The 25,016-nt window shown below is 67.6% G+C and carries 20 protein-coding genes and 1 pseudogene; 4 read left to right on the forward strand and 17 right to left on the reverse strand.

Going from position 1 to position 25,016, the window contains the following annotated elements; genetic code table 11:
* Positions 1-139 precede the first annotated feature (139 nt).
* Positions 140-1,097 (reverse strand): annotated as a pseudogene (locus EES48_RS06500) (IS1595 family transposase).
* Positions 1,098-1,182: 85 nt separating this feature from the next.
* Here EES48_RS06500 and EES48_RS06505 point away from each other — a divergent pair.
* Complete coding sequence (locus tag EES48_RS06505) at positions 1,183-1,803, forward strand: S24 family peptidase (protein WP_122465553.1); 621 nt, start codon at positions 1,183-1,185, stop codon at positions 1,801-1,803.
* A 51-nt stretch (positions 1,804-1,854) separates the two neighbouring features.
* On the opposite strand, the gene EES48_RS06510 is transcribed toward EES48_RS06505, so the two are convergent.
* The 8 genes from EES48_RS06510 to EES48_RS06545 all read right to left on the reverse strand — a co-directional run bounded on the left by EES48_RS06510 (position 1,855) and on the right by EES48_RS06545 (position 14,625).
* Entirely contained in the window at positions 1,855-2,382 is a 528-nt protein-coding gene (locus tag EES48_RS06510) for an SH3 domain-containing protein (RefSeq protein WP_122465726.1), read from the reverse strand.
* An 89-nt stretch (positions 2,383-2,471) separates the two neighbouring features.
* Positions 2,472-5,675: a discoidin domain-containing protein gene (locus tag EES48_RS06515; protein WP_240623242.1), complete on the reverse strand. Its 3,204-nt coding sequence runs from the start codon at positions 5,673-5,675 to the stop codon at positions 2,472-2,474.
* A gap of 23 nt (positions 5,676-5,698) precedes the next feature.
* Positions 5,699-6,523: a carbohydrate ABC transporter permease gene (locus tag EES48_RS06520; RefSeq protein WP_122465554.1), complete on the reverse strand. Its 825-nt coding sequence runs from the start codon at positions 6,521-6,523 to the stop codon at positions 5,699-5,701.
* Positions 6,520-7,491 carry a carbohydrate ABC transporter permease gene (locus tag EES48_RS06525; protein ID WP_240623243.1) on the reverse strand — a complete coding sequence of 324 codons (972 nt, stop codon included), beginning with the start codon at positions 7,489-7,491 and terminating at the stop codon, positions 6,520-6,522. The genes EES48_RS06520 and EES48_RS06525 overlap by 4 nt, the downstream gene beginning before the upstream one ends.
* A 166-nt stretch (positions 7,492-7,657) precedes the next feature.
* On the reverse strand, positions 7,658-8,932 hold the full coding sequence (locus tag EES48_RS06530; RefSeq protein WP_122465555.1) for a sugar ABC transporter substrate-binding protein: 1,275 nt from the start codon (positions 8,930-8,932) through the stop codon (positions 7,658-7,660).
* Positions 8,932-10,293 (reverse strand): glucoamylase family protein, encoded by a 1,362-nt coding sequence (locus tag EES48_RS06535; RefSeq protein WP_122465729.1) that lies wholly within the window; start codon positions 10,291-10,293, stop codon positions 8,932-8,934. The genes EES48_RS06530 and EES48_RS06535 overlap by 1 nt, the downstream gene beginning before the upstream one ends.
* Before the next feature lie 224 nt (positions 10,294-10,517).
* Entirely contained in the window at positions 10,518-13,523 is a 3,006-nt protein-coding gene (locus EES48_RS06540; protein ID WP_240623244.1) for a TonB-dependent receptor, read from the reverse strand.
* 67 nt (positions 13,524-13,590) lie between these two features.
* On the reverse strand, positions 13,591-14,625 hold the full coding sequence (locus tag EES48_RS06545) for a LacI family DNA-binding transcriptional regulator (protein ID WP_240623245.1): 1,035 nt from the start codon (positions 14,623-14,625) through the stop codon (positions 13,591-13,593).
* Positions 14,626-14,957: 332 nt separating this feature from the next.
* On the opposite strand from EES48_RS06545, the gene EES48_RS06550 reads away from it, so the two are divergent.
* The 3 genes from EES48_RS06550 to EES48_RS06560 are packed head-to-tail and all read left to right on the forward strand — an operon-like array spanning position 14,958 to position 17,378.
* Positions 14,958-16,472, forward strand: a complete 1,515-nt coding sequence (locus tag EES48_RS06550; protein WP_240623246.1) for a sensor histidine kinase — start codon at positions 14,958-14,960, stop codon at positions 16,470-16,472.
* Positions 16,469-16,846: a response regulator gene (locus EES48_RS06555; protein WP_122465558.1), complete on the forward strand. Its 378-nt coding sequence runs from the start codon at positions 16,469-16,471 to the stop codon at positions 16,844-16,846. Before EES48_RS06550 ends, EES48_RS06555 begins: the two co-directional genes overlap by 4 nt.
* 52 nt (positions 16,847-16,898) lie before the next feature.
* On the forward strand, positions 16,899-17,378 hold the full coding sequence (locus EES48_RS06560; protein WP_122465559.1) for a hypothetical protein: 480 nt from the start codon (positions 16,899-16,901) through the stop codon (positions 17,376-17,378).
* Here EES48_RS06560 and proC read toward each other — a convergent pair.
* From proC to pal, 8 genes are all read right to left on the reverse strand, one after another.
* Positions 17,375-18,160 (reverse strand): pyrroline-5-carboxylate reductase, encoded by a 786-nt coding sequence (proC, locus tag EES48_RS06565; protein ID WP_122465560.1) that lies wholly within the window; start codon positions 18,158-18,160, stop codon positions 17,375-17,377. The genes EES48_RS06560 and proC overlap by 4 nt on opposite strands.
* Positions 18,161-18,213: 53 nt before the next feature.
* Positions 18,214-18,714: a type III secretion system chaperone family protein gene (locus tag EES48_RS06570; protein ID WP_122465561.1), complete on the reverse strand. Its 501-nt coding sequence runs from the start codon at positions 18,712-18,714 to the stop codon at positions 18,214-18,216.
* Between the two features lie 67 nt (positions 18,715-18,781).
* On the reverse strand, positions 18,782-19,069 hold the full coding sequence (locus EES48_RS06575) for an accessory factor UbiK family protein (RefSeq protein WP_122465562.1): 288 nt from the start codon (positions 19,067-19,069) through the stop codon (positions 18,782-18,784).
* A gap of 112 nt (positions 19,070-19,181) precedes the next feature.
* A complete protein-coding gene (gene ftsH / locus EES48_RS06580; RefSeq protein WP_122465563.1) occupies positions 19,182-21,107 on the reverse strand; it encodes an ATP-dependent zinc metalloprotease FtsH in 1,926 nt (641 codons plus the stop codon).
* 55 nt (positions 21,108-21,162) lie between these two features.
* The gene (gene tilS / locus EES48_RS06585; protein WP_122465564.1) at positions 21,163-22,428 is read right to left on the reverse strand and encodes a tRNA lysidine(34) synthetase TilS; all 1,266 of its coding nucleotides are present in this window, start codon (positions 22,426-22,428) and stop codon (positions 21,163-21,165) included.
* Entirely contained in the window at positions 22,419-23,291 is an 873-nt protein-coding gene (locus EES48_RS06590; RefSeq protein ID WP_122465565.1) for a tol-pal system YbgF family protein, read from the reverse strand. The genes tilS and EES48_RS06590 overlap by 10 nt, the downstream gene beginning before the upstream one ends.
* Positions 23,292-23,331: 40 nt before the next feature.
* Entirely contained in the window at positions 23,332-24,342 is a 1,011-nt protein-coding gene (locus EES48_RS06595; RefSeq protein ID WP_122465566.1) for a DUF3667 domain-containing protein, read from the reverse strand.
* 107 nt (positions 24,343-24,449) lie between these two features.
* Positions 24,450-25,004, reverse strand: coding sequence for a peptidoglycan-associated lipoprotein Pal (pal, locus tag EES48_RS06600; protein WP_122465731.1), 555 nt, complete (start codon positions 25,002-25,004; stop codon positions 24,450-24,452).
* Positions 25,005-25,016 lie beyond the last annotated feature (12 nt).

The raw sequence follows: 25,016 nt of genomic DNA on the forward strand, positions 1-25,016 counted from the left end.
GCGGCCGCTGCCCTACAGCGGTTGCGAAGAAGCCCGGTCAGCGGTTGCACGCTGCCGGGCTTTGCCCTTCTAGGGCGATTCTCAACCTTTCGGAAACCCTTGTTTCTTGCGCTTTCGCGCGAGCCTCGCAGCGGCGAACTTAAACGAAGGCTTCGTTAGTCCGCCGATATGTCAGGCGCTTCCCGACCGTGCCGACGAGGGCCGGTGCGCATGGCGTCTGAGAAGCCCAGCTTGGCGCGGGTGTTGTGGCGGAAGCCGAACTCGGTGACATAGCGGTTCAGGTGCTTCTCGGCGCAGTGCTGATAGACGCCGCGCATCCCCTTCTTGAACACGCCGAAGAAGCCTTCCGCGCTGTTCGTGTTCACGTCGCCCCGGGCGTATTCGCCAGCGGTGTGACGGACGGTTTCATGGGCGGCGAACACATCGGCCGCGCCGACATAGAGGCGGCTTTCGTCGGTGTGGAGGCGCGAGGCGGCGTCCACGTTCTCTAAGACGAGGCGCGAGACAGTGGCCTTGTCCGCCACGGCGACGTGAAAGACCTTGGCGCGGCCACCGCGCTCGACCAGGGCGACCACGGGGCGGCTGTTGCGACGCTTGGGATTGCCCTTGAGGAAGGGCTGACCCGACGTGCGAAGGGTCGGGGAGACAGCGGGCTTGCCGTAGTAGGTCTCGTCAGCTTCCACCACCTTACCCTCGCCGCCTAGCGGGGCGTTGTCGGTGTCGATCATGGCTTCACGGATACGGTGCGCCATGAACCAAGCGGTGCGGTAGGAGCCGAGGCCGAGTTCGCGCTGGAGCTGGAGGGCGCTGATACCCTTCTTGCTGGCACACATCAGATGGGTGGCCAGCAGCCACTTGTTCAGGGGAACCTTGCTGTCCTCATAGACGGTGCCGATGGTCGCGGTGAACGGCTTCTCACAAGCCTTGCACTTGTAGAGACCGGGGCGGTGCGACTTGCCCTTTAGCAGGGTGGACGCACCGTCACCGACCACGCCGCAATGCGGGCACACCCGACCATCGGGCCAACGCAGCTTCTCAAAGTGAGCGCGGGCCTTGTCGGCGTCGTGGAAGATCGGATCGGAAAGAGCGGCGGTCATGCATCTTGATACCGAATCCCATCCGGTATGTAAAGTGCATAGTTAGGTCGATATTCCTATCCGTTGCCGTTAGTCTCAGCGAATCATGCCGCTGAGCCACACCGAGATCTGGACTGCCCTGGACGCCCTCGCGGAGCGGCGGGGCCTGTCGGCGTCGGGACTGGCCAAGGCTGCGGGGCTGGATGCGACCAGCTTCAATCCCTCCAAACGCGGCAATGAAGGCCGTCCTCGGTGGCCCTCGACCGAAAGCCTGATGCGGGTGCTGCAGGCGACCGGCCTGTCGCTGGGCGAGTTCGCCGGCCTGGCCGGAGATGCGCCGACGCCCGACAACAGCATCCCCCTTCTCGGCATGGCGCGGGCCGGGGCCGGCGGCGCCTTCGATCCGCAAGGGTATGGGACCGAAACCGACCGGACCGATCTGCCGGTCGCCACCCCGACCATGATCTCGATCCGGGTTACCGGCGACTCCATGTCGCCGCTGTATCGCGAGGGCGACCGGGTGGTGGTGGACCGAGCCGTCACGGATGTGCGCAAGGGCGACCGCGTGGTCGTTCAGACGACCGACGGCGAGGTCATGGTCAAGGAGTATGCGGGCGGCGGCTCGGCGCGGGCGCATCTGAACTCGCTGAACCCCGATCACCCGCCGCGCGTCCTGGCGCGGCGCGACATCGACTGGATGTCGCGGGTGCTGTGGGTGTCCCAATAGCGAAAGGGCCGCCCCCGTTCGGAGAGCGGCCCCGTCGCGATCAGGTCGCGATCAGTAGCTGAGGTAGTTGGCGTTGACCCAGCCGCCGTTCGACAGCTGCACCCAGTCGCCTTGCGAACTCACCGCCTGGACGCTCTGGCCGGCGTAGAGGCTGCCGACCTGACCATAGTTGGTCCCGGGGCCAGAGCGAACGCGCAGGGTGGTCGTGGCGCGGTAGCTGTTCGAGGCGGCCTGGCCATAGGCGGGCTCGCCGTAATAGGCCGCCTGCTGGGCCGCGCGCTGACGCTGCTGGCGGCAGCCGACATAGGAACCGGCAGCGGCGCCCAGGGCCGCGCCGCCGATGGCGCCGGCCTCGCGTTCGTGACGCGAGATGCGGCTGCCCAGAAGGCCGCCGAGGATGGCCCCGCCGATAGCGCCGACCTGCTGGCGACCGCCGGGGGCGTCGCAGCTGATGATGCCGTTCCCCAGGCCGCCACGCGGCTGGTACGACTGGGCCGAGGCGGGCACGGCCACGGCGGCGAGAGCGGCGCTCATGGCCACGGCGAGGGCGGCCCTGGAGCGGAAAGTGCGGTTCGACATGGTCATCTCCTTTGTTCGACGAGTGTCGATGGAGACGACCCTAGCGACCCGAGTCTGAAGCCGTCCGGACCTCTGCGGTCAGACGACGTTCATCGCAGCACGACCCGCCGGACGTCGGCCGGGATCACCAGTCGGGCCCCGTCCCAGCCCAAGGCGCGGCCGCCTGCCGTGGCGCGGGGCGGCGTCGCGTCGGCGGGCCATTCCAGCACATAGCCATTGGGCGGACGCGCCTCGCCGTCGAAGGTCAGGACCATCCCCTCCCCTTCCCGGCGCAGGTGATAGGAAAGTCGGCCGTAGGGGGTGTAGAGGCCGGTGACGCCCACGCCCTCGTCCGACGTCATCCAGTCCAGCGGCAGACCGGCGGCCAGGATCAACGCGCCCTGCCGGTCATAGGCGAACAGGTCGAGCGCCGAGCGGATATAGTCCGAACTGATCCAAGCGTGGGGCATGTCGCCGATGAAGCGCGGCTCGCGCGGGTCGCGCCCGACCACCTCGGCCCATCCGTTCCAGGCCTCGGGTCGCCGGTCGGCGAAGAAGAAGTCCAGCGCCCGCATGGCCCGCTCGCGCTGACCCAGCCGGATCAAGGCGCCGACGTTGCGCAGCTCATAGGGGGTATAGTCGCGCCACCCCTGCCGCCGCTCCTGTCGGGCGGTGAAATTGTCCCAGTAGCGTTCAAAGGTGCCGGCCAGCAGGTCGGGCGGCAGCCGCTCCAGTTCGCCGACGGGCGACAGGGCGATGGTGGTGGAGGTGGCGTCGAAGTCGCCCCGATCCGCCGCACCGGCGATCCAGTCGATGTCATGGTGCTCGGCCGTCGCCCGGATTGAGGCGAAGATGTCGGCCGCGAACTGGTCCCGCGCCGCCGCGATCTCGGCCGCGGCCTGGGTCTCGCCCAGGGTCTCGGCGATGAAGACCGCATCCTTGTAGCCCAGCAGCCCCCAGAAATCGTCCCAGTAGGAATAGGCCGGACGATCCGAATAGCCCTCGTGACTGATGGTCGGCGGCAACAGGCCGTACAGGTGGCGGCGCTCCGGCGTCTGGTTCTCGGGCGTCCGCTCCGAGGCCCGCAGCTGGTCCATGTAGCGGATGGCGCCCAGCACCCCCGGCCAAACCGAGCGCAGGCGCTCGACGTCGCCGTCAAAACGGTAGGTCTCGGCCGCCAGGAAGATGTATTCGCCGTGGCTGTCGTTCTCCGGCACCGGGTCCGAACCCCGGTCGTCGGCGCAGCACGGCACCTTGCCGTCGTCGAACAGGAAGGGCGTGAACCACTCCAGAAAGTCGGCGGACAGGCTAACCCAGCCCAGGCGGTTCAGCCCTTCCGCCATCATCGCCCCGTCACGAATCCAGGCGCGGTTATAGCTGCGCGTGCCCGGCTGCAGGATAGGCCCCTGCCGCGACATCAGCATGTGGGCCAGGGACGAGCGCACCGTGTCGTCGATGCGCTGGCCCTCTGGCGGGGTGATCAGATCGACGCGGTCCAGCTTGGCCTTCCAGTCGGCGGTCAAGCGCTGCTCGACCTGGTCCCACGCCGCCTCGACCGATCCGGTTACCGGCAGGGCCGGCGCGGCGCCGGACAGGGGCGTGACCAGAACAACGGTGCGCGTCTCGCCGGGCGCCAGGGTCACGTCATGAATCAGGGCGCCCGCCGGCAGGTCGGTGCGGTCCGAAGTGACGTGCCGGGTCGCCGGGTCCAGTCGCCGGCCGGCCATAAGCAGGCTGTCGGGATCGGCGCCTTCGTCGAAGGTCGCCATGGCCACGGCGTCGGGCGCAACCAGGGGCCGAACGCGGATGGTGTCGCTCAGCACCAGCTCGCCGCCGGTCCAGTCGATCTGTTCGATCGGGCCGACGCCGCCCGGTACGGTCAGGAACTGCACCGGCCCGTTCACCTGATACGGCCGTGCGGCCAGCGCCAGCGTCAGGGTCTGCGCGCGCGGCGAGGTGTTGATAAGCTGATAGCGGGTCCACAGGCGCGCGGCCTCCGGCTCGCCCTCGGCCAGGGCCGTGGTGCGAAGAGTCCATTCCTCATGTCGCCACTCGACCCAGGGGATCGGCAGATAGTCCTCGACCAGACCCTGGCTGATTTCGACATCGGCCCAGGTGACCAGGGTCCCGTTGTCCACCACGAAGGGCTCGATTGACGGCCCGCCGCGCCGCAGCTCGACCGCGCCGTCCTCGCCGATCAGGCCGCTTTCGCCGCCGCCGTCGACCCCGACCAGCGTCCAGTACGGCTGCTCACCGTGGAAGCCTCGCGGATACAGACCACGGCGCGTCTCTTCGGCCACCGCGCTGACGAAGGTCGTGGCCGTCTCGCCGAACGACAAGGGTTCGATCTCCAGTTCGGTCAGGCCATAGGCGGTCTCGGCCGGAGCGTTAAGTCGTTGCCCCGCGCCCACCTGACCGACCACGGCGGGCGGCGGCTCCGGCGCCAGCAGGTCCAGCCGCAGCCAGCGCGCCGAGCTCTCGGGCAATCGCACCCAGTCCACGCCGCCATTGGCGTTCTCGACCAGCGCCAGTTCACGCCAGTCCTGGCCATCCGATGAGGCGCTGATCCGATAGCGCGTCGCCGCCAGCCGCTCGGCCCACCGCAGGGTCAGGCCCCCGAACTCGCGCTCATAACCCAGGTCCAGGGTCAGGCTTTGCTCGCCCGCGCCTTCGGACCGCCAGACCGTGGCGCGGTCGCCATCGACCAGGCGATCGACCGTGTTCAGCCCGTCGCTGCTGCTGGCCGTGATCACCGGCAGGGGCGGCACGTCCGGCTCAGGCGGCAGTTCGCGCAGGACAAGGTCGTCCACTTCGATATGGCCGCGACCGCCCTCGCCGGCGGTGATGACGAACTCCATCCGGGCCGCGCCACGGAAGGTGCGATCCGGGTCCGGTCCCCAGGCCCAGATGATCTGCCGCCGCTTGATCGTCACCTGGGTCCAGCCGTCCGGCGCCGTCCACCGTCGGATCTGACGCCAATGGACATTGTCGCCCGAGGCGTCGGCGAACTTGATTTCCAGTGTGTTCGGATCGGTGTCGCCGCGCACCCAGAAGCTGATCTCGAAATTCTCGGGAACGTCGAGGTCGATGGCGCGCGCGACGAAGGCGTAGCCGGATCGACCGTTGAAGTCGTAATCCATGCGCATGGCCTGCCCGCCCTCCCGCCCCGCCACCTGGCCGGCCCGTGAGGTCACATCGGTCGAGGCGTCCGCCTCCCAGGCCAGCGGCGCGTCGAAATCGTCAAGCACCGTGGTCTGGGCGAAAGCCGGCGCGGCGATCAGGGCGAACAGGGCGATCAGGAGGGCACGCAACATGGGCATCTCACGCAGACGTCGGATCACCCCTTCACGCTGCCCGCGAGCATGCCGCGGATGTAGTAGCGTTGCAGGGCGAGGAAGAGGATCAGCACCGGCGCCACGGTGATGACGGCGCCGGCCATCATCATCTCGATGTCCTGGACGTGCTCGCGCGACAGGGCCGCCAGCGCCACCGGCAGGGTGTAGTTCGACTGATCGGTCAGGATGATCAGCGGCCACAGGAAGTCGTTCCAGCTGCCCAGGAAGATGAACAGGCCCAGGGTGACGATAATCGGCTGCAGCGCCGGCAGGACAACGCGGCGGAAGATCTGGCCCTCGGTGGCGCCGTCGACGCGGGCGGCTTCCAGCATCTCGTCGGGGATCGACAGGCAGTACTGGCGCACCAGGAAGATGCCGAAGATCGACGCCAGCCACGGCACCAGCGCCCCGGCGTAGGTGTTGACCAGCCCCATCTGTTTCAGAAGCAGGAACAGCGGCAGGGTGCCGATCTGCGCCGGGATCACCAGTATGCCGACAAGGGCCTGGAACAGCCGGTCCCGCCCCTTAAATCGCAATTTGGCGAAGGCGTAGCCGGCCGGAACCGAAAAGCTGAGCGCCAGGATCGTCGCCAGGCTGGCCAACAGCACGCTGTTCCACAGATAGCGTCCCATGCCCTGATTGGCGAACAGGTCGCGGTAGTGCTCCAGCGTCGGCGACGACGGCAGCAGCGGCGGCGGAAACACGGCGGCCTCGCCGGTCTGCATCAGGCTGACCGACACCATCCAGGCCAGCGGAAACAGCACCAGCAGGCTGATCAGCGCGACGCCGAGGTTCAGGAGGACGGTGGACGGCTTGAGGCGGGTCATGTCTCGCTCCCCGCCAGGCGACGCGACACCCACAGCTGGACCAGGGTCACGGCCAGGATGCAGAGGAACAGGATGAAGGCCACGGCCGAGGCGGAGCCGAGGTTCCACCATTTGAAGCCCTCTTCGTACATGAAGTAGAGCACGGTCACGGTCGACTGCGCCGGCCCGCCCTGGGTCATCACATAGGGCTCGGCGAACAGCTGGAAGAAGGCCGCCACGGTGATGATCGAGACCAGCAGCACGGTCGGGGCGATGGCTGGCAGGGTGACGTGCCGGAACTGCTTCCAGCGCCCGGCCCCGTCGATCCGCGCGGCCTCATAGAGCTCGTCAGGCACGGTCTGGAGCACGGCCAGGAAGATCAGCATGTTGTAGCCGAAGGTCTTCCACACCACGAACATCAGGATGGCGGGGATGGAGCTCTCGGGCTGGCCCAGCCAGTCGACGGCGGGCAGGCCGATGCTGTCCAGGCCCCAGTTGATCACGCCATAGCGGGTGTGCAGCAGGTATCGCCACACCACGGCGGTGGCGACCAGGGTGGTGACGTAGGGGGCGAACAGCATCACCCGCCAGATCGGCCGCCATTTCACCGTGCGGGCGTTTAGGATCACCGCCGCGCCGAGCGCCGCCGCGATGGTCAGCGGCACGCCCAGCACGGCGAACCAGGCGGTGTTGCGCATCGCCGTCCAGAACAGCGGATTGGACAGCAGCCGCTCGTAGTTCTGCAAACCGACGAAGCGCAGATTGGCGAGGTCGGCCAGGGCGTAGATGTCGAAATCGGTCAGGCTCAGCAGCAGGGCCGAGACCACGGGAATGACGAAGAAGATGGCGATGGCGATCAGGGCCGGCGCCAGGAAACCCCATGCCGCCCGCTCACGCCGCCCGATGCCGCCGCGCCGCTTTGTGGGCGTCTTGGCGGGCAGGCGCTCCGAATGCACCGGATCCGGCGGCGTCTGGGCGACCATGGTCATGATCCTTCTCCCCTCGGGGGAGAAGGTGGGGCGCGAAGCGCCTCGGATGAGGGGGCTGCCGGCGACAGGACAAACGGATGCATGGAGCGCGCGGACGCATCCCCCTCAACCGTCATGCTGCGCATGCCACCTTCTCCCCCGAGGGGCGAAGGGTCACGAAACATTGTCATACCGCCCTCCCCCGCTCCATCATCCAGCGGCGCTTCTCCAGCAGGCGGTCGGCGCGGCGGTCGATCTCGGCGGCGGCGGTCTCGGGGGTGTATTCGCCCCGCAGCATGCGCTCGGCGACGATCTGCATCTCGGTGACGATCCGCTCCCACTCCGGCGCCTTGGGCACGGCGCGGGCGCGCTCCAGCTGGCCGGCGAAGGGCTGGACATAGGGGTCGTCGGCCAGGGCGGGCACGTCCCAGGCGCTGACCCGCGCCGGCAGGCTGCCGGTGATCTCCTGGAACCGGACCTGGACCTGGGGGTCGGACAGATAGCGAACCAGCCTCCAGGCGGCGTCCTGATGCGGCGAGCTGTTGAACACCGCCAGGCTGGACCCGCCCGGCGCAGAAGCGCCCAGGCCCGTCGGACCCGGCACCCCGGTGGTGGCCCAGTCGTCCTGCACATCCTCGGGCAGGCGCGTGTTGAAGTCGCCGATGGTCCAGGGGCCCGAGAAATAGAAGCTGAACCAGCCGCGCGCGAACTCGGTCCAGGTGTTCGAGATCTGGGTCGAGGACGCCAGCGGAGCCAGGCCCTCGTCGAACAGGCTCTTGTAGAAGGCGAGGGCCGCGATGAAGCCGGGGTTGGAAAAGTTGCCGCGCGTGGCGTCCTCGGCCAGCAGCGGCTCCTCGGTCTGAAGACCGAAGGTCAGCAGCTGCTCGAACTCATTGACCGGCATCAGGATGGCGTAGGAGCCGTCGGGCGCGACGCGCTTGACCGCGTGCATGGCCTGTTTCCACTCGGCCCAGGTCGGCGGCATGGCGTCATAGCCCGCCTGGGCCAGCAGGTCGGTGCGATAGAAGATCAGCCGGGTGTCGACATACCAGGGCGTGGCCATGATCCGGTCGCCGATCCGGTTAGTATCCAGCACGGCGTCGAACTGGTTGGTCAGCAGGTCGGCAGCTGCCGCCGGGGTCGGCGACAGAGCGCCGATGGCGGTCAGCTCCGACACCCAGGTGTTGCCGATCTGGCCGACGTCCGGCAGCGAATCGCCGGCGTAGGCGGTCAGCAGCTTCTCGTGCGCCGCCGTCCACGGCAGGGGCTGGACCTCGACCCGGATGCCGGGATTGAGCCGCTCGAACTCGGGGATCAGCTGGGGGACATTGGTCCCTTCGTTGCCCATGGCCCAGAAGCGCAGGGTGGTGACCCCCGCCTCGCCTCGACCGCAGCCGGAAAGCGCCGCCGCACCGCCCGCGAGCAGCCCCAGCGCCCCCCGGCGATGCGGCGTCAGGTCCATCAGGCGGCCTGATCCAGCCAGCCGCCGGTGAAGCCGGCCCGCTCAAGGCCCCGACGCAGGTTGGGCTCGCCGCGCATGCGCTCCCAGACCAGACCCGTAAGGTGGTTCTCGGTCATGATGACGATCGGCCCCTGATCGATGCCGAGGTAGTCGTCCGCGACCCAGCCCACGCCCGGCTGAATGGCGCCGTGCAACAGGTCGCGGCTGGTCTCGGTGAGGGTCGGGTTGAACGAGTCCAGGAAGCCGTAGCGAGTGTAGATCGCCTCGCCATATCGGGCCTTCATGGCCTTGAGGCACGGGATGACGATCTCGGGCGCGAAGGGCATGGAGCCGATTGCCGCCGTGGGCGCCAGGGTGCCGTCGTCGCGCTCACCCGGCCCGCGCGCGGAATAGCTGAAGAACTGGCGCTCGCGCCCATCGATGGTCTGGACGAAGTCGCCCGGCCCGTCGCAGGCGGTCAGGCCCCAGACCTCGTTGGAATAGCCGGCCAGCCCGTTCGGATTGTCGGCGGCGTACTTCTGCTGGGCGAAGGCGGCGCGGCGGCTGTTCTCGAAATAGTCGAAGCCCCGGGCCCGCATATAGGGGTCCATGATGCCCCGGAAATCGACCCACATGTGGCTGTATTGATGACCGAAAAGGGGGGCGAAATGCAGGTGCGGCTGACCCCAGCGGTCGGTCCAGCTAAGCCGGTCATAGGTCGAGGTCCAGGTGGTCCAGGCCTCCGGGCCAACCGGGTGGGTCGGGCTGCCGAGCGCCATCAGGATGACGATCATCGCCTCGTTGTAGCCTTCCCACTTGGCCGGGATGAAGCCGTTCTCCGGCCGCCAGCCCATGGAGATGTAGGAGTCGCCATAGACCTGCATGAACGGCCATTCGACCCGGTCGTAGATGGCCTGGGCCAGCCGGCGGACCTCGGCCTCGCGCGGATCTTCGCGGTCGAACCAGCGCGCCGCGAACAGGGCCCCGCCCAGGAACAGGCTGGTGTCGACGCTGGACAGTTCGGTGTTCCGGAAGCGGTGGCCCGTCTCCATGTCCAGGAAGTGATAGAAGAAGCCTTTGTGGCCGGTCATGCCGGCCTGGGCGTCGCCCTGGGGCGCGTCGTGGAAGAAGCGCAGGGTGTTGAGCGTGCGGGTCAGGGCCTCCTCGCGGCCCATCCAGCCGCGCTCGACCGCGATCGGCCACACGGTCAGGGCCGAGCCCACGGCGGCCACGGAACAGAAACTCTCGGTCGGCCAGCGATCGGGCGTCAGGCCGGTCTCGATCGGAGTGACATCGCGGAACCAGTCGAAGGTGCGGCGCTGCAGCTCGGCGACGTCGGGATCGACGGCGGCGGAGGCATTGGGAGAGGTCGCGCCGGTCATGTCGCCGGCGCAGGCCGAGAGACCCGAGGAAAGCGCGAGGCCCCAAGCCCCGAGAACGAACTGACGACGATGAAACTGCAACAAACCGGACCTTTCGGCAGACACGACAGGCGAGGCGGCGAACGCCCCGGAAACTCTCCCCTCCCCGGCAGAGCTTTGACCTAACAAGAAAACAAAAGGGCCGCCCCGCACGAATGCGCGAGGCGGCCCAGGCTCAGGAGACTCTAGAAGCGGTAGCGCGCCCCGATCTGGAACTGCCGCGTCGGGAACAACACGCCGTTGGGCATGCCGAAGCGGGGGTTCGGATTGTCGGCCGACCCGGTGCCGCCGTCGTAGGCGGTGAAGTTGTCGAAGTTGAACACGTTGATGGCATCCACGTAGACCGACAATTCCGAGCCGCCCCAGACTTCGAAGTTCTTGGTGAGGCGCAGGTCAAGGTTACGATAGGCCCACGCGTCGGGGATCAAGAACGTGTACTGGTCCGGACGGCCAGCATAAGGGCGGAAATAGAACTGGCTCCCCGTTCCATCGAAGACATCAAACGGCGTGCCAGATCCAAGGGTCAGGATGCCCGACAACTGGAAATCGAGCGGCAGATCGACGATGCCGTTGGCGACAATCCGATGACGCTCATCGTTTGCTGAAGGACGCTCGGGAGACGTTTCAATGGAGAAGCAGTCGAAGCAGAAGTTATCGTTACCGCCATTCTGCGTGGAGTCAGAATATGTATAGGCGATATTGACGCCCCAGCCAGAGTCCTGCGTGTAGGGCTTATCGAGCTTGACGTAGAGCGCCTTGAACTCGCGCTCTTTATTGTGGTCCGAAACCAGATAGGAGCGATAGGGGTTCGCCCCGCTCGGGCCGCAGAAGCCGCCGCTGTCGCCGAAGCCGCCGCCGTCGTTGCCGAACTGAGGTTCGCGACAACGATTCAGGTACTGCCAGGTGAACTCATTCTCTGTCTTGCCGTAGGCAAGGGTGAACTCGGTCTGCCACTCGCCAAGACGCTGACGAACACCGAGGTTGAACTGATCGGTACGGGGCGGTTCGAATTCGTTCTTGAGCAGGAACACCTCACCGCGAGCCGGCACGGCCTGCAGCAGCGCATCAAGGCCGTCGACCGTCAGGTAGGACGGATCCCACGCGAACGGATCGTCGGCCGCTCCGGTCGCCTCACCGGGAGCGCCGCCCCCATTGGTGGTGAAAAAGGCTTCCTTGCGGAAGTCGAACGGCTTGACCAGTTCGTCGAACGAAAAGTTGAACTGGACCCGATCGTAGTAGCGTCCGGCGCCGCCGAAGATCACCGTGCTGCGATCGCCGAAGACGTCGTAAGAGAAGCCGATCCGCGGCTGCCATGCGTTGGCGAATGGATCGCGATTGTCGCCTGTGCCGAAGTATTCCGTGCGATCGAACCAGCTGGGAACGTACCCAGCCGCCTTACCGCCGTCGGTCGACGCGATCCATTGGTCCAGGCCATCAATCACCGCCTGCGGCGTGACGTAATCCTGGTTGTTGGCGTTGTCCTCGTAGTCCCACCGCAGACCGAGGTTCAGCTCCAGCTTATCGGTGACCTGCCAGTCATCCTGGATGTAGAAGCCATAGACGTTGTTCGTCAGATCGACCGTCGGGAAGGCCTCGCCCAACGAAACGCGATAGGGAATATCGGCGCTGCCCGTAATCTCAGGCCGGCCATCAAGGTCGAAATAGAACGTCGGATTTCGTCCGAATTCCTTGATGACCTGATAGTCCTGCTTGGAGAATTTCACGCCCATCTTGATCGTGTGATAGCCGTTGAACTCGATGTCGTTGAAGGTCAGGTCATTGCGGATCGTGATCGTTTCATCGACGATGTCCTGGCGACTGTCAGCGCCGCCGATGTTCAGGACACGGCGACCGCCGAACGGGTTGAACTGAAATCCCGGCTCTTCGGCGTCCTCGTCCTGTTCGAACACATTGATCAGCTGACCGAAGTCGGAGAAGTTCACGGCGCTGGGATTGTAGTTGTACTCACGCCAATCGACGCCCAACTCGTTGAGCCAGCCTTCACCCTGAATTTGATACCGAAAGTTCGCCGCCTTGGTGGTCTGGTTCAGCTGGCTGCGGCGTTCAACTGTATCAACTCCGCCAATGCCGCGTGTGTCGAATTCATCGCGATAGGTGACGCTGAGGTCCATAAGGTGGCCTTCCATCGGCTGGAAGCTCAGCTTTCCGAAATACAGGTCTTCTTCGAACGGTACGGCGAACGTCCCGAGGAACTCATCGAAGCGCGCCAGGGTGTCGGGATCCGTGACGCCCGGAATGACGGTAGCCGCGCGGGCCTCGTCCTTGCGCTCATACGTCACCAGGAAATGCAGGCGGTCGGGGATGATCGGCCCGGCCAACAGGCCGCCATATTGCCTGACTTCCAACGGGGCCTGCTCGTCGCCGCGCCGTTTGGCGAAGACGTCCTGCTCGATAAAGCTCTCGTCGCGATAGGCGCCGAAGATTTCGCCCTCGAAATCGTTGGTGCCCGAGCGGGTGACGGCGGTGATGATCGCAGACGACGCCTGCTCGTATTCGGCCTTGAAGTTCTGGGTGACGATGCGGAACTCGCCGATCGCCGCCTGGGGGAACGGGTTGCCGCGGCTGTCGTCCTGACCGGCGATGCCGCCGTCGATGATGTTCGACTTCTGACTGGCGCCGTCGATGAAGGCGTTGACCGATTCTGCCCGCTGGCCGCCGGCGGTGATCGTCTGTTCGGACTCGTTCTGTGAAACTCGCACGCCCGGCGCCAGGGCCGCGAAGTTCAGGAAGTTGCGGTTGATCTGCGGCAGGGTGTTGATCTGCTGCTGGGTGACGTTGGTGGCGATTTCCGGGGTGCGGACCTCGGCCAGGCGACGGCCGACGACGACAATCTCGTCCAGTTCGGTGGCTTCATCCGATCCAGGAACGGCCGCCACGTCGGTCGTGGTGCTGACGTCCAGATCGACGTAGCCGACCTGGCCCACGCCGACGATGACGGTGTCGGTGGCCGACTGCCCGTCGGCCGTGGTGACGGTCAGCTCATAGGTGCCGGGACGGAGACCCGAGACCACATAGGCGCCCGTCTCATTGGTCGTGCCGCGATAGGTGAAGCCGCTGTTGACGTCGCGCGCCACAACGGTGGCGCCGGCCTCGGCCGCTCCGCCATCGGTGATCGCCCCCCGCAGGGTCGAGGTGGACACCTGCGCCGACGCGCCGGTGGCCGCCATCATGGATACGGCGATGGCCAGGGCGGACGCGCCCGCCACCCACGCCGGACGCCTCGCGTCGCTCTTGTTCCTATGCATCTTGCCTCTCCTGCGAAAACGACGCCGGGCTCTGCCCTTCGCCCTGACGATGATTGAAAGTGGATTGCCGCACGACCAGCAGGGGTCGCACGATCTCGACCTCGGGGTCGGCCGGGGCCGCCGCGCGTCGTGACTGGATGGCGCCGGCCAGGCGGGCCAGGGCCCGTTCGCCCAGCTCGGCGATGCTGATCCGCATGGTGGTCAGGGCGGGGCGCAGCAATGCGGCCATCGGCACGTCGTCGAACCCGCCCAGAGCGATATCCTCTGGCAGGCGCAGACCCGCCTCGCGGATGGCCAGGAGCGCGCCGATGGCCATGGTGTCGTTGGCTGCGAACACCGCGTCCGGACGCGCGCGCCGCTCCAGCAGGGCGTGCATGGCGCGATAGCCCGATGCCTGGGTGAAGTCTCCGGTCTCGACCATCGGCGGCTGGCCGGCCTCGGCGACGGCCGCCGCATAGCCGGCCATGCGGGCCTCGGCCTCGCTGTGACCGCTGGGTCCGCGAATATGGGCCACCCGGCGGGCGCCCCCCTCGACCAGATGCGCCGTCATGGCGCGGGCGCCGCCGGCGTTGTCGATCCCGATACCGGCGACATCGCCACGACCGCCGTCGCCGCTGAGCGCCACCACCGGGACGCTGCGCGCCATGCCTCCGGCCACGGAGGCCGGGTCCAGGTGCGGCGACATGATGATGATTCCATCGACCCGCCCGCGCATGGAGCCGAGCGCCGCTTCGACCTCGGCCTCGTCGTCGTGGGAGCTGGACACCAGCAGATGCAGCCCACGCTCGCGCGCCGCGCGATCCAGGCCGCGGATCAGTTCGGAGAAGAATTCGCCGTGCAGGTCGGGCAGGATCACGCCGACCGTGTCGGTCCGGCGCATGGACAGGCTGCGCGCCCCGCTGTGCGGCACATAGGACAGCTCGCGCACCGCCTCCATGACGCGATCCCGCGTCTCCAGCGCAACCGGCCCCGCGCCGTTCAGCACGCGCGACACCGAGGCGACCGACACGGCCGCGCGGCTCGCCACATCTCTGATGGTCGCCGGTTTCAGCGGACGCCCCCCGGACGGCGAAGTGGTGACACTGTGGTCGCCAAGGCCCATACCTCCCTCACCGCTCGGTCACGGCCGGCTTGTCGCCAGTCCGTCCGGGTCGATGTAATCGGTTACATGCCATGCTCTTTCGGCGGGTCGCAAGCGGGTCGGGGCCGAAAACCGGCGGAATTACGGCCTGACAGCGCTGACCTCATCCATTCTCGGGCGCCACCGCGACCTCGGCGCCACACTGAATGGCCTGGCTGAAAAATGTCCGGGAGCGGAATCAGCCGATATGCGTTGTCCGGCGTCACAGAGGGGGAATCGTGCGGCACCTCGGCGAAGAATTGAACGTGGGCCAGGCCTTCGACGCCTCGCCCAATGCCTATATCGTGCTGACGCCCGATCTTCGGATCGCGGGGATGAACCGCGCCTATCTGGATGTTACGGGCAGGGATCGCGACGACCTGATCGGTCGCGACATGTTCGAGGCGTTTGACGGCGGCGGCGGCGATGCCGGGGCCGAGAGCGTGCGTCAGCTTCGCGCCTCGATGGAGCGGGTGCTCGAGACCGGGGAGCGCGACCATCTGGCGCTTATTGAGTATCGGGTCGAGATGGGCCCCGGCGGGGAGCAGGAGCGCCGGTTCTGGAGCGCCACCCACGCGCCGATCACAGACGACGCCGGCCGGATCCGCTTTATCCTTCAGCACACCAGCGACGTCACAGATCTTGCGCGGTTGGGTGACACAACCACGCCCGAGCCCCCCCGCAACGGGACGGCCATCGACGCCATCGTGGGCGGACGGGTTCTGGAGCGCGCGAAGAAGGTGCAGGCCCAGGCCGAGGCTCTGGCCGACGAGCGCGTGCGACTGATCTCACTGTTCACCCAGGCCCCGGGCTTCATGGCCGTTCTGGGCGGACCGGATCATGTCTTCGAGATGGTCAATCCGGCCTATCGCCGGCTGGTCGGCGACCGCGACGTTGTCGGCCTGCCGATCCGCGACGCCCTGCCGGAGCTGGAGAACCAACCCTTCTACGAGTTGCTGGACAATGTGTTCGTCACTGGCGAGCCGTTCGAGGGCCGCGAGATGAAGGTCGAACTTCAGCACACGCCGCAGGGATCGCCCGAGAGCCTGTTTCTCAACTTTGTCTATCAGCCGATCCGCGATGCCGCGGGCAAGGTCGTGGGCATCTTCGTGCAGGGCCACGACGCGACTCAGACCGTTGAGGCGTCCCGGCATCAGAAGCTGATGATCGACGAGCTGAATCACCGGGTGAAGAACACGCTGGCCACGGTTCAATCGATCGCGGTGCAGACCGCGCGCAGCCACCCCGACCCCATCGAGTTCGCCCGCAGCTTCCAGGCGCGGATCGTCGCCCTGTCCCACACCCACAATCTGCTGACGCGCAGCCACTGGCAGGGGTCCGACATTCGCAGCGTCTTTGACCACGAGGCCAGCGCCCATGGGCCGTCAAGGGTCTCGCTGAACGGGCCTCACGTCGAACTTCGACCCGCCGCGGCGCTGTCGCTCGGAATGATCGCGCACGAACTGGCGACGAATTCGGTCAAGTACGGCGCCCTCAGCAGCGGTGAGGGGCGGGTCGATGTGGACTGGCGGTTCGATCCGCGCGATGGCCGGATCACCCTGACCTGGCGCGAGGTTGGCGGTCCCGCGGTTCAGGAGCCGGAGCGCCTGGGCTTCGGCAGCCGACTGATCCAGCGCAATGCGCGGCACGATCTGGCGGGCGAGGCCAGGCTGCGCTATCCGCCGGAGGGCTTCGTCGCCGAGATCGCCTTTCCTCAGGACCACGACGCGCCGAATCTGGAGCTCGCCCGATGACTGACACCCTGGAAGGCCGCCGCGTTCTCGTCGTCGAGGATGAGTCGCTGGTCGCCATGTTGCTGGAGACCATCCTTGAGGACATGGGCGCCACTCCGGTGGGGCCCGCCTCGACAGTCGAGGAAGGTGTGGCCGCCGCCACCGGCGAGCCCGATCTCGACGCCGCCCTTCTGGACGTGAACGTCGCCGGCAAGCCAGTCTTCCCGGTCGCCGAGGCGCTGAGCGCGCGAGGCGTGCCTTTCGTGTTTTCGACGGGCTATGGCGAAGGCGGTCTGCCGGATGAGTGGCGCGGTCGCCCCGTGCTGCAGAAGCCCTTCACCGAGCAGGCGGTCCGCGACGCCTTGCAGAGTGTCCTAAGCGATCAGTCAGCTTAGGTTCATGTCCGGAGGCGGAGCCTTTCCGTATCATCCAGACGTGAGACTTGCCATGCGCCCTCTCCTCCTCGCCGCCGCCCTGTCCAGCCTGGCCGCCGGCGCCGCCCAGGCCCAGCCACCCGAGGTCGTGGTCACTCTGTCCCCCAGGCTGGCGGAGCGCGCCGAGAAGGACCTTGGGGTCCGGGAGGTGGAGCAGCAGGCCGTCGAACTGGTCCAGACCGTGCGCGAACAGCTGGGACGCACCGGTGCGCTGCAGGGGACCACGGTCCGGCTGGTGCTGTCAGACCTGAAGCCCAATCGACCGACGTTTCAGCAGCTGACCGACCGGCCCGGTCTATCCCTCCACGAGAGCCGCTCGATCGGCGGCGCCGCCATCGAGGGCGAGGTGATCGCCGCAGACGGCAGCGTGCAACCTATCCAGTACGACTATTTCTCGCCCAGCATCGAGTGGGTGATCGGGGCCTCGACCTGGCACGACGCCGATCGCGCCTTCGACGGGTTCGCGCGCCGCCTGGCCGACGGACGGCTCTAGCCGCCGGCCAGTTCCCGCGCCTTGGCCAGCGCCGCCGCGACCGCGGCGTTGACGGCGCCGGGCATGCCGGCCTGCTCCATGGCGTCGAGGCCAGCTTGGGTCGTTCCGCCCGGCGAGGCGACCTCCCCGATCAGCGTCTCGAGGTCGCGGTCGTCGGCCTCCATGACGGCCGATCCCGACATCAGGGTGGCGCGCGCCAGACCGGTGGCGATGTCCGGGGCCAGGCCGGCGCGCTCGCCAGCTTCGGCCAGCGCCTTGGCGAAGGCGAACACATAACCCTGCCCCGAGCCCGAGATCGCCGTGGCGATGTCGATGTCGGCCTCGTCCTCCAGCCGGACCAGCGACGAGACGGAGCCCAGGACGGCGTCGACCGTGTCCGCCACCCCATCGGCCTGCGACCACCAGGCGGCGGCGCCGCGACCCACGCCGATCCCGGTGGTCGGCATCACCCGCACAATCCGCCAGCCCGGCAGGGCCTTGGCGATATCGGCGGCGCGGACTCCGGCCATCAGGGAAATCAGCGTCCCCGCCGGCTTGCCGCTGAGCGCCTCGACCGCTTCGCGCCAAACCTTGGGCTTGACCGCCAGGACGACAGTGTCCGCTGCGGCTTCCGAGGCGGAGTCGACGACTTCCGCGCCTGCCTTGCGCGCGCGGTCCGCGTCGGGCGTCGGGTGGCTTTCCGCGACGATGAGGCGGGCGGGATCGATGCCTTTCGACAGCCAGCCGCGCACCAAGGCGCCGCCCAGGCGTCCGCATCCGATCAGGAGAGTTGTTGGAAACATGTGCGGGGGTCTAACGCGATCGGCGCGTCAGATCGACCACCCCCGAGCGAAATTCAGGCGTTGCCGCGGGTCTCAAACAGGCAGGCCTCGATGGCGTCACTTGCGCTGGCGGCGCCGCGCAGCATGAAGTCGAAGGCGGGATAGAAGCGGTCGACGGCGTCCACCGCCGCATCAATCATGGAGGCCGCCTGGGCCAGGGTAGGCCGCTCGCCGTGCGGCAGGGCCAGGGCGTGGCGGAAGACAATCTCGCCGTCCTCGGCCCAGACCTCGAAATGCCCCATCCAGACGCGCTGGTTGATCATCGAGGCCAGGTCGCAAGCGCCGAGCCGAGATGCCTGCGTCGCCTGTAGGTCCAGCGAGCAGCACAGCTGCAGGCAGTCACCTTCCGGCCTCCAGGCGAACCACAGCTCGTAGTCCTTCCAGTCACCGGCCAGGGCGAAGGCCAGGTCGCCGTCCTCGGTCCGGTCGAAGGGTAGGTTTTCCGCCGTCAGGACGTGTTCGACGACCTCCAGCGGGTCCATCGGCAGATCCAGCTCGTCGTGGGCGGTGTTCATCGGTAAGCGCTCTCCGGGCGCGACTCACGCCCTGTGAGGAGACGGTAGGCGTGTTCGCGGATTCGGCTCAACCGCCTGCGTCCTGAGGGGGAACGTCCATTGTGGACGCTCGCGCGCGGGGCGATCGAACCGGGGTCTTCGCCGATTTCAGTTCGGCGATCTCGGCGCGCAAGGCGGCGATCTCAGCCTTCAGCGCCTCGAACTCGTCGCGGCGGATCAGGTCCAGTTCGGCGGCCATGCGATCGGTTTGGGCCCGCCAGGCTGATTTGGCCTCCTCCCCCGCCGCCTGTGCCAGACCCATGGCGCCGGTGGTCAGTTTGGAGACTTCGTCGAGAAAGGGATTGCGGGTCTGCATGGACAGTCCTTTCGGAACGCGAGTCGCCCCGACCCACATAGGGTCGGGGCGACGTGGTTAATGACCTCTTACCGCGAAGGCCGGCATGGCGTCCAAGGGGCGAGGCCGAGCGTCAGTGAACGGTCGGCTGCTCCACCGTCACGCCGTCCGACACCGGGGTCACCGGCACGGCGACCGAGGGGCCGGCGTTGGGGAAGTTGTTCTCGTCGCGGTTCGGCGCCACGCCCTTCTCCAGCAGGTCCTTGATCTCCTCGCCTGACAGCGTCTCGTACTCGAGCAGAGCCTGGGCCAGCTTCTCCAGGTCCTCGGCCTTGTCGGTCAGAATCTTGCGCGCCTCGTCCCATCCGGAGGTGACCAGGCGCTTGACCTCGTTGTCGATGATCCGGGCGGTCTCTTCGGAAACGTTCTGGCTGCGCGCCACCGAGTGGCCCAGGAACACCTCCTGCTCATTCTCGCCATAGGCGACGGTGCCCAGGACATCAGAGAAGCCCCACTGGGTCACCATGCGGCGGGCCAGCTTGGACGCCTGCTGGATGTCCGATGAGGCGCCCGAGGTAATATTCTCCTTGCCGAAGATCAGCTCCTCGGCCACGCGGCCCCCGGCCATGATGGCGATGCGATCGACCATCTGCTGGTACTTCATCGAGTAGCGATCGCCCTCGGGCAGCTGCATGACCATGCCCAGAGCCTGGCCGCGCGGCACGATGGTGGCCTTGTGCACCGGGTCGGCCATCTTGACGTTCAGGGCGACGATGGCGTGTCCGCCCTCATGATAGGCGGTCAGGCGCTTTTCTTCCTCGTTCATCGCCATGGAGCGCCGCTCCGAGCCCATCAGCACCTTGTCCTTGGCGTCCTCGAAGTCTCGATGGGTGACCATGCGGCGGTCCTTGCGGGCCGCCATCAGGGCCGCCTCATTGACCAGGTTGGCCAGGTCGGCGCCCGAGAAGCCGGGCGTGCCGCGGGCGATGGTGCGCACACTGACGTCGGCGGCCAGGGGCACGTCCTTCATGTGGACGCGCAGAATCTTCTCCCGGCCCGAAACGTCGGGGTTCGGCACCACGACCTGGCGGTCGAAACGGCCGGGACGCAGCAGGGCCGGGTCCAGCACGTCCGGACGGTTGGTGGCGGCGATCAGGATGATACCCTCATTGGCCTCGAAGCCGTCCATCTCGACCAGCAACTGGTTCAGGGTCTGCTCGCGTTCGTCGTTGCCGCCGCCGAGGCCTGCGCCGCGATGGCGGCCGACGGCGTCGATCTCATCGATGAAGATGATGCAGGGCGCGTTCTTCTTGGCCTGTTCGAACATGTCGCGCACACGGCTGGCGCCGACGCCGACAAACATCTCGACGAAGTCCGAGCCCGAGATGGAGAAGAAGGGCACGCCCGCCTCCCCCGCCACGGCGCGGGCCAGCAGCGTCTTGCCGGTCCCCGGCGGGCCCACCAGCAGCGCGCCCTTCGGAATCTTGCCGCCCAGGCGCTGGAACTTGCCGGGGTCCTTCAGGAAGTCGACGATCTCGGACAGCTCCTCCTTGGCTTCGTCCACCCCGGCGACATCCTCGAAGGTCTTCCGGCCCTTGTGCTCGGTCAGCAGCTTGGCCTTGGACTTGCCGAAGCCCATGGCGCCCCGGGCGCCGCCCTGCATGCGGTTCATGATGAACAGCCAGAAGCCGATGATCAGCGCGAACAGGAGCAGGGTGGACAACAGCCCGGTCCACCACGGCGCGTCGGCCGACTGGGCTTCAACCTCGACCCCGGCCTGATTCAGCCGGTCGGCCAGATCGGTAGTGCCCGCCGGCACGATCGACTTGAAGGTCGTCTCGTCGCTGAGCGCGCCCTCGATCTTGTCACGGCGAATGTTGACCGACTCGACCTCACCGGCCGTCACCTTCTGCATGAGCTCCGAATAGGAGATTTCGGCGGGCCGCGCGGAAGAGGCCGCCCCGGACTTGCCCATGGACTGGGCTCCCGGCATCACCGTGTAGAGCGCGGCCAGGGCCATCAGGATGGCGCCGAAGATGGCCAGGTTGCGAAGGTTCATCGCGGTCCTCTGTCAGGCGACGCGGCCAGGATCGGCGCGACGCGGTCGTTTCAGTTTAGCGAGATAGAGAGTCCGGGGCCATTTCGCCAATGGCCGGAGCCTCCAGATCGCTCGCCTGCGACGTTCCGCCCACGGCCCTTGTGTAGCGACCCGGGACCAAACAGCGCACGCGCGCAAGGCGTCCTGCAAGAACCGGACGCTCGAGCCCGTCCCCGATCAGGACGGGCAACGTGGGACGCGCGGCAGACGGCAGCGTGCGGACCCAGGCGCGGTCCTGGGCCGAGAGATGGGCCGCCTTGCCGGCGAGCGGCGTGACCGACAGGTCTGATCGCTCGGCGAGAAGCTCGTAACGGCCGTCCCAGACGACCCGGTCTCCGGCGAGCAAGGTCGCGGTCGCAATGCCGCCGCGACCGGCCACCCGGCTGAGGATCAGCCCCTCGGACGTCGCCTCGATGCGGGCTCCGGCCAAGGTCGCGACGACACCGCCGCCTGCGCCCAACTGCGACAGAATGCCCGCCAATCGATCTCCGCGCGGCGTCTTCTCCCCTCCCCCGACCGAGACCGCGGCGGCGGCCAGATCGGCGGTGCCCACATGGCGCGGCAAACGGACGATTCCCGCAAAGGCTTCAGTTTCGCTGGCCAGAGACCGAGGGCCCGATGGCGCCGGCGCGGCCTCCACCTCGCCGCGTCCCGCCAGGTCGAGCCGCGCCCGAGCACGGGCGCTGGCGGGATCGACGTTGGCCGGGTCATCAATCCAGCGAAGCCGGCGGTCTCGCAGCCAACCGCGCAACCGCTCACGCCGGATGCCCAGCAAGGGCCGCAACAGCATCACGTCGCGCCCCTCGGGCCATACCGGAGCCGGCGACCATTCCGAAAGACGGCCCAGGGTCGAACCGCGCGCGCGCATCCAGTCCGCCTCGGCGATGTCGTCGGCGGTATGGGCCATCATCAGCACGGTCGCGCCTGCCTCCCGCGCCGCCCCGGCCAGGAGCGCATGCCTGGCGTGGCGCGCCTTGGCGGAAATGCCCGTGCGGGGCTTTTCACCCCGCCATTCCAGCGCGCGCCAGTCGAGGCCCAGACGGCACGCGGCTTCGCCGGCAAAGGCGGTCCAGGCGCTGCTTTGGGAATGGAGCCCGTGATCGACGGTGAACGCCACGATCCGGCGGCCACGTGCTCTGGCCCAGCCGGCCGTCAGGTGGAGCAGCGCCATGGAATCGCCGCCGCCGGACAGGGCCAGGGCCACCGGTCGATCGCTCCCCGCCAAGCGGGCGTCGAGGCGCGCGGCGACCCCGGCCGCCAGCGGATCAACGGTTAGTCGCACTCCGCCCGGTCGGACACCTGGCCGGCGCGGCTGCGCTGGGCGGTGGTGGCGTCCTCGGCGTAACGGCGGCCGAATTCGGTCAGGGCCTGACAGGCCTGCGGCGCCCGGTCCGACGCCTCCAGCGCGGTCGCCAGCTTGATCACCGCATCGGCCGCCCAGCGTGTCTGCGGCCAGCCTCTCAGCGAGGTGGCGTAGGCCTGGACCGCGCCCTCGGCGTCCTCGGCCTGCCAGCGGGCGTCGCCAAGGCGGTAATTGGCCTCAGCCGCCTGATCTTCTTCCGGCCAGGTGATGACGAAGGTCTCCCAGGCGCGCAGCGCCCGCGCCGCGTCGCCGGACGCGGTCAGCCGCTGGGCCGCGGCAAAGTCGTCCTCGGCATTGCCGCTGGCCGAGTTGGGCTCGATCGGCGCGTTCAGCTCGGCCTGGGCCTTGAGCGCGGCTTCGAGACGGGTCAGCCGCTCGTCCGCGTTCGTCAACAGTCCCCGCATCGCCTCGTTGTCACGCTGGGACTCGTCCAGGGCGAAGGTCAGCCGCTCATTGTCGGCGTTGACCCGCTGCATCGTCGCCTCGATGTCTCGCAGCCGGCGATCCAGGCCGTCGACGCGGGCCTGAAGGGTGATCACTTCGGGATCGGTCTGGATCAGCACGGGATCGCCGGCCGCGTTTCTCTGCGTCACCGCGCGTTCCAGCCGCCGGACATTGCGATCCAGCTGATCGAGGCGACGCGGCGTCCACTCGATGGCGGGCGGCGGCGGCATCTGCTGGGCGACGACGGCCCCGGCGGACAGGGCAACGCCGACCGCCGCCAGGAGAGCGGCGCGGCGACGGCGGCGGGAGGACAGCAGCGAGGCGGGATCGATCTTCATGGTCTCAGAACTCCCATCGAATCGGGGCCGCCGCAAGGCGTCAGACCCCTAGTCCCAACAAGAGAATGGCGGTGATGAACAGGCCCAGAACGATGCTGCAGAAGACCAGCAGGAACACCGTCCGCCACAGGGCCGAGAACACCGACAGCGAATAGGCCCCCTTCAACTGCGCGAACATGTGGGCGGGCGCGATGAACCAGCTGGCCATCATAGCCGTGCCGCCCAGCCAGCCGTTGATTCGCCACAGGATGAAGACGGCCATCGACAGCATGGCCATGAACGTCAGGGAGTAGAGCACGAAGACGCCGTGGTCGTAGAGCGTCCAGCCCCGTCTCCACAGGAACAGCAGCGCCACAAACGGCACCGAAAGGGGCACCAGCAGAAAGGCGAACTTGTACAGGGTCTGCTGGAGTTTGTAGATCGCCAGGTCCGGATTCCCCAGTTTCTTCATCATCTTGTAGCCGACGGTCTTCTCGAAATGGCCGCTGGTGTCCGAGGCGCGCATCTGGTCCATCAGTTGGGCCTGCCAGCTGTCCGGTTGCAGACCGTCCTTGCGGGGGCCGACGGCGACGGCCGCCGCGCCTTCCGCTTCTCCAGCCGACTTCATCCCGGCGATGAATTCCCGCTCGACATCGGCGGCGACCTCGGCCGACACGCCCTGATTCAGGGTCACCGGCGGCGCAAAGCTCAGCCCGAAGAACATCAGGAAGATGGTGAACAGAAAGATCGCCAACGGCGACACATAGCGGGCCCGCTTTCCGTGCACCCACTCACGGGTGAGACGTCCGGGGTTGAGCACCAGCAGCGGCAGGGTGCGCCACACCCGCCCATCGAAATGCATCACGCCGTGCAGCAACTCCTCGACCAGATGCAGCAGCGAGCGGTGCACGTGGGTCGGCTGACCGCAGTTCGAACAGAAGTTGCCCTCGACCGCATGACCGCAGTCGCTGCAGAGACCGTGACCGGCCTCGCCCGCCGCGCCTGCCGGTCGCTCCAGGGCTCCCGCCGCCAGCCCCGCCGTCACCGCCGCGCCCGCGCCTTCGATCTCCATGCCGACTCCCCCGAGCGCTGCTGTTCCGCAATCCGAATGTCACAGGCCGCGCGCACGAAAAAGGGGCCGCGTGCGAGACGCGGCCCCTGATTTCGGCTCGGTCGACCTTACTGAGGCGCGCCGGACACGATGGCGGTGTGGGCGTTGCGGTTGCGGGCCCAGGCGTCCTCGCCGCCGCCCGTCGCGATCGGACGCTCCTTGCCATAGGAGATGGTGTTGATCCGGTTCGGCGCGACGCCGCGCTCGACGAGATACTGGCGCACGGCCTCGGCGCGGCGGGCGCCCAGGGCGAGGTTGTACTCACGCGTGCCGCGTTCGTCGGCGTTGCCCTCTATCCGCACCGCGACGTTGGGGTAGCGCTGCAGCCACTGGGCCTGGGTCGCCAGGCGCTGGCCGGCCTCGGGGCTGACCTGATAGCTGTCCAGCTCGAAATAGATGCGGTCGCCGGCGGTGGCCACGAAGTCGCGAACCGAGCCCGGTTGCGCGGGACCCATGGGGTCGGCGGTCACGGGGCCGGAGGGCGCCGTCGGGCCTGTCGGCTGGGTCGACGGCGGCGGCGTCACCACGCCATCGTCGGCCTCGGGACGGGAGCGGGTGCAGGCGGACATGGCCAGAACCGCGACGCCGACGGTGGTCAGGGCGAAAATCTTGGAGCGGGTGATCATCTTGGTGAC

This window comes from Brevundimonas lutea, from assembly GCF_003704105.1.
Lineage (GTDB): Bacteria > Pseudomonadota > Alphaproteobacteria > Caulobacterales > Caulobacteraceae > Brevundimonas > Brevundimonas lutea.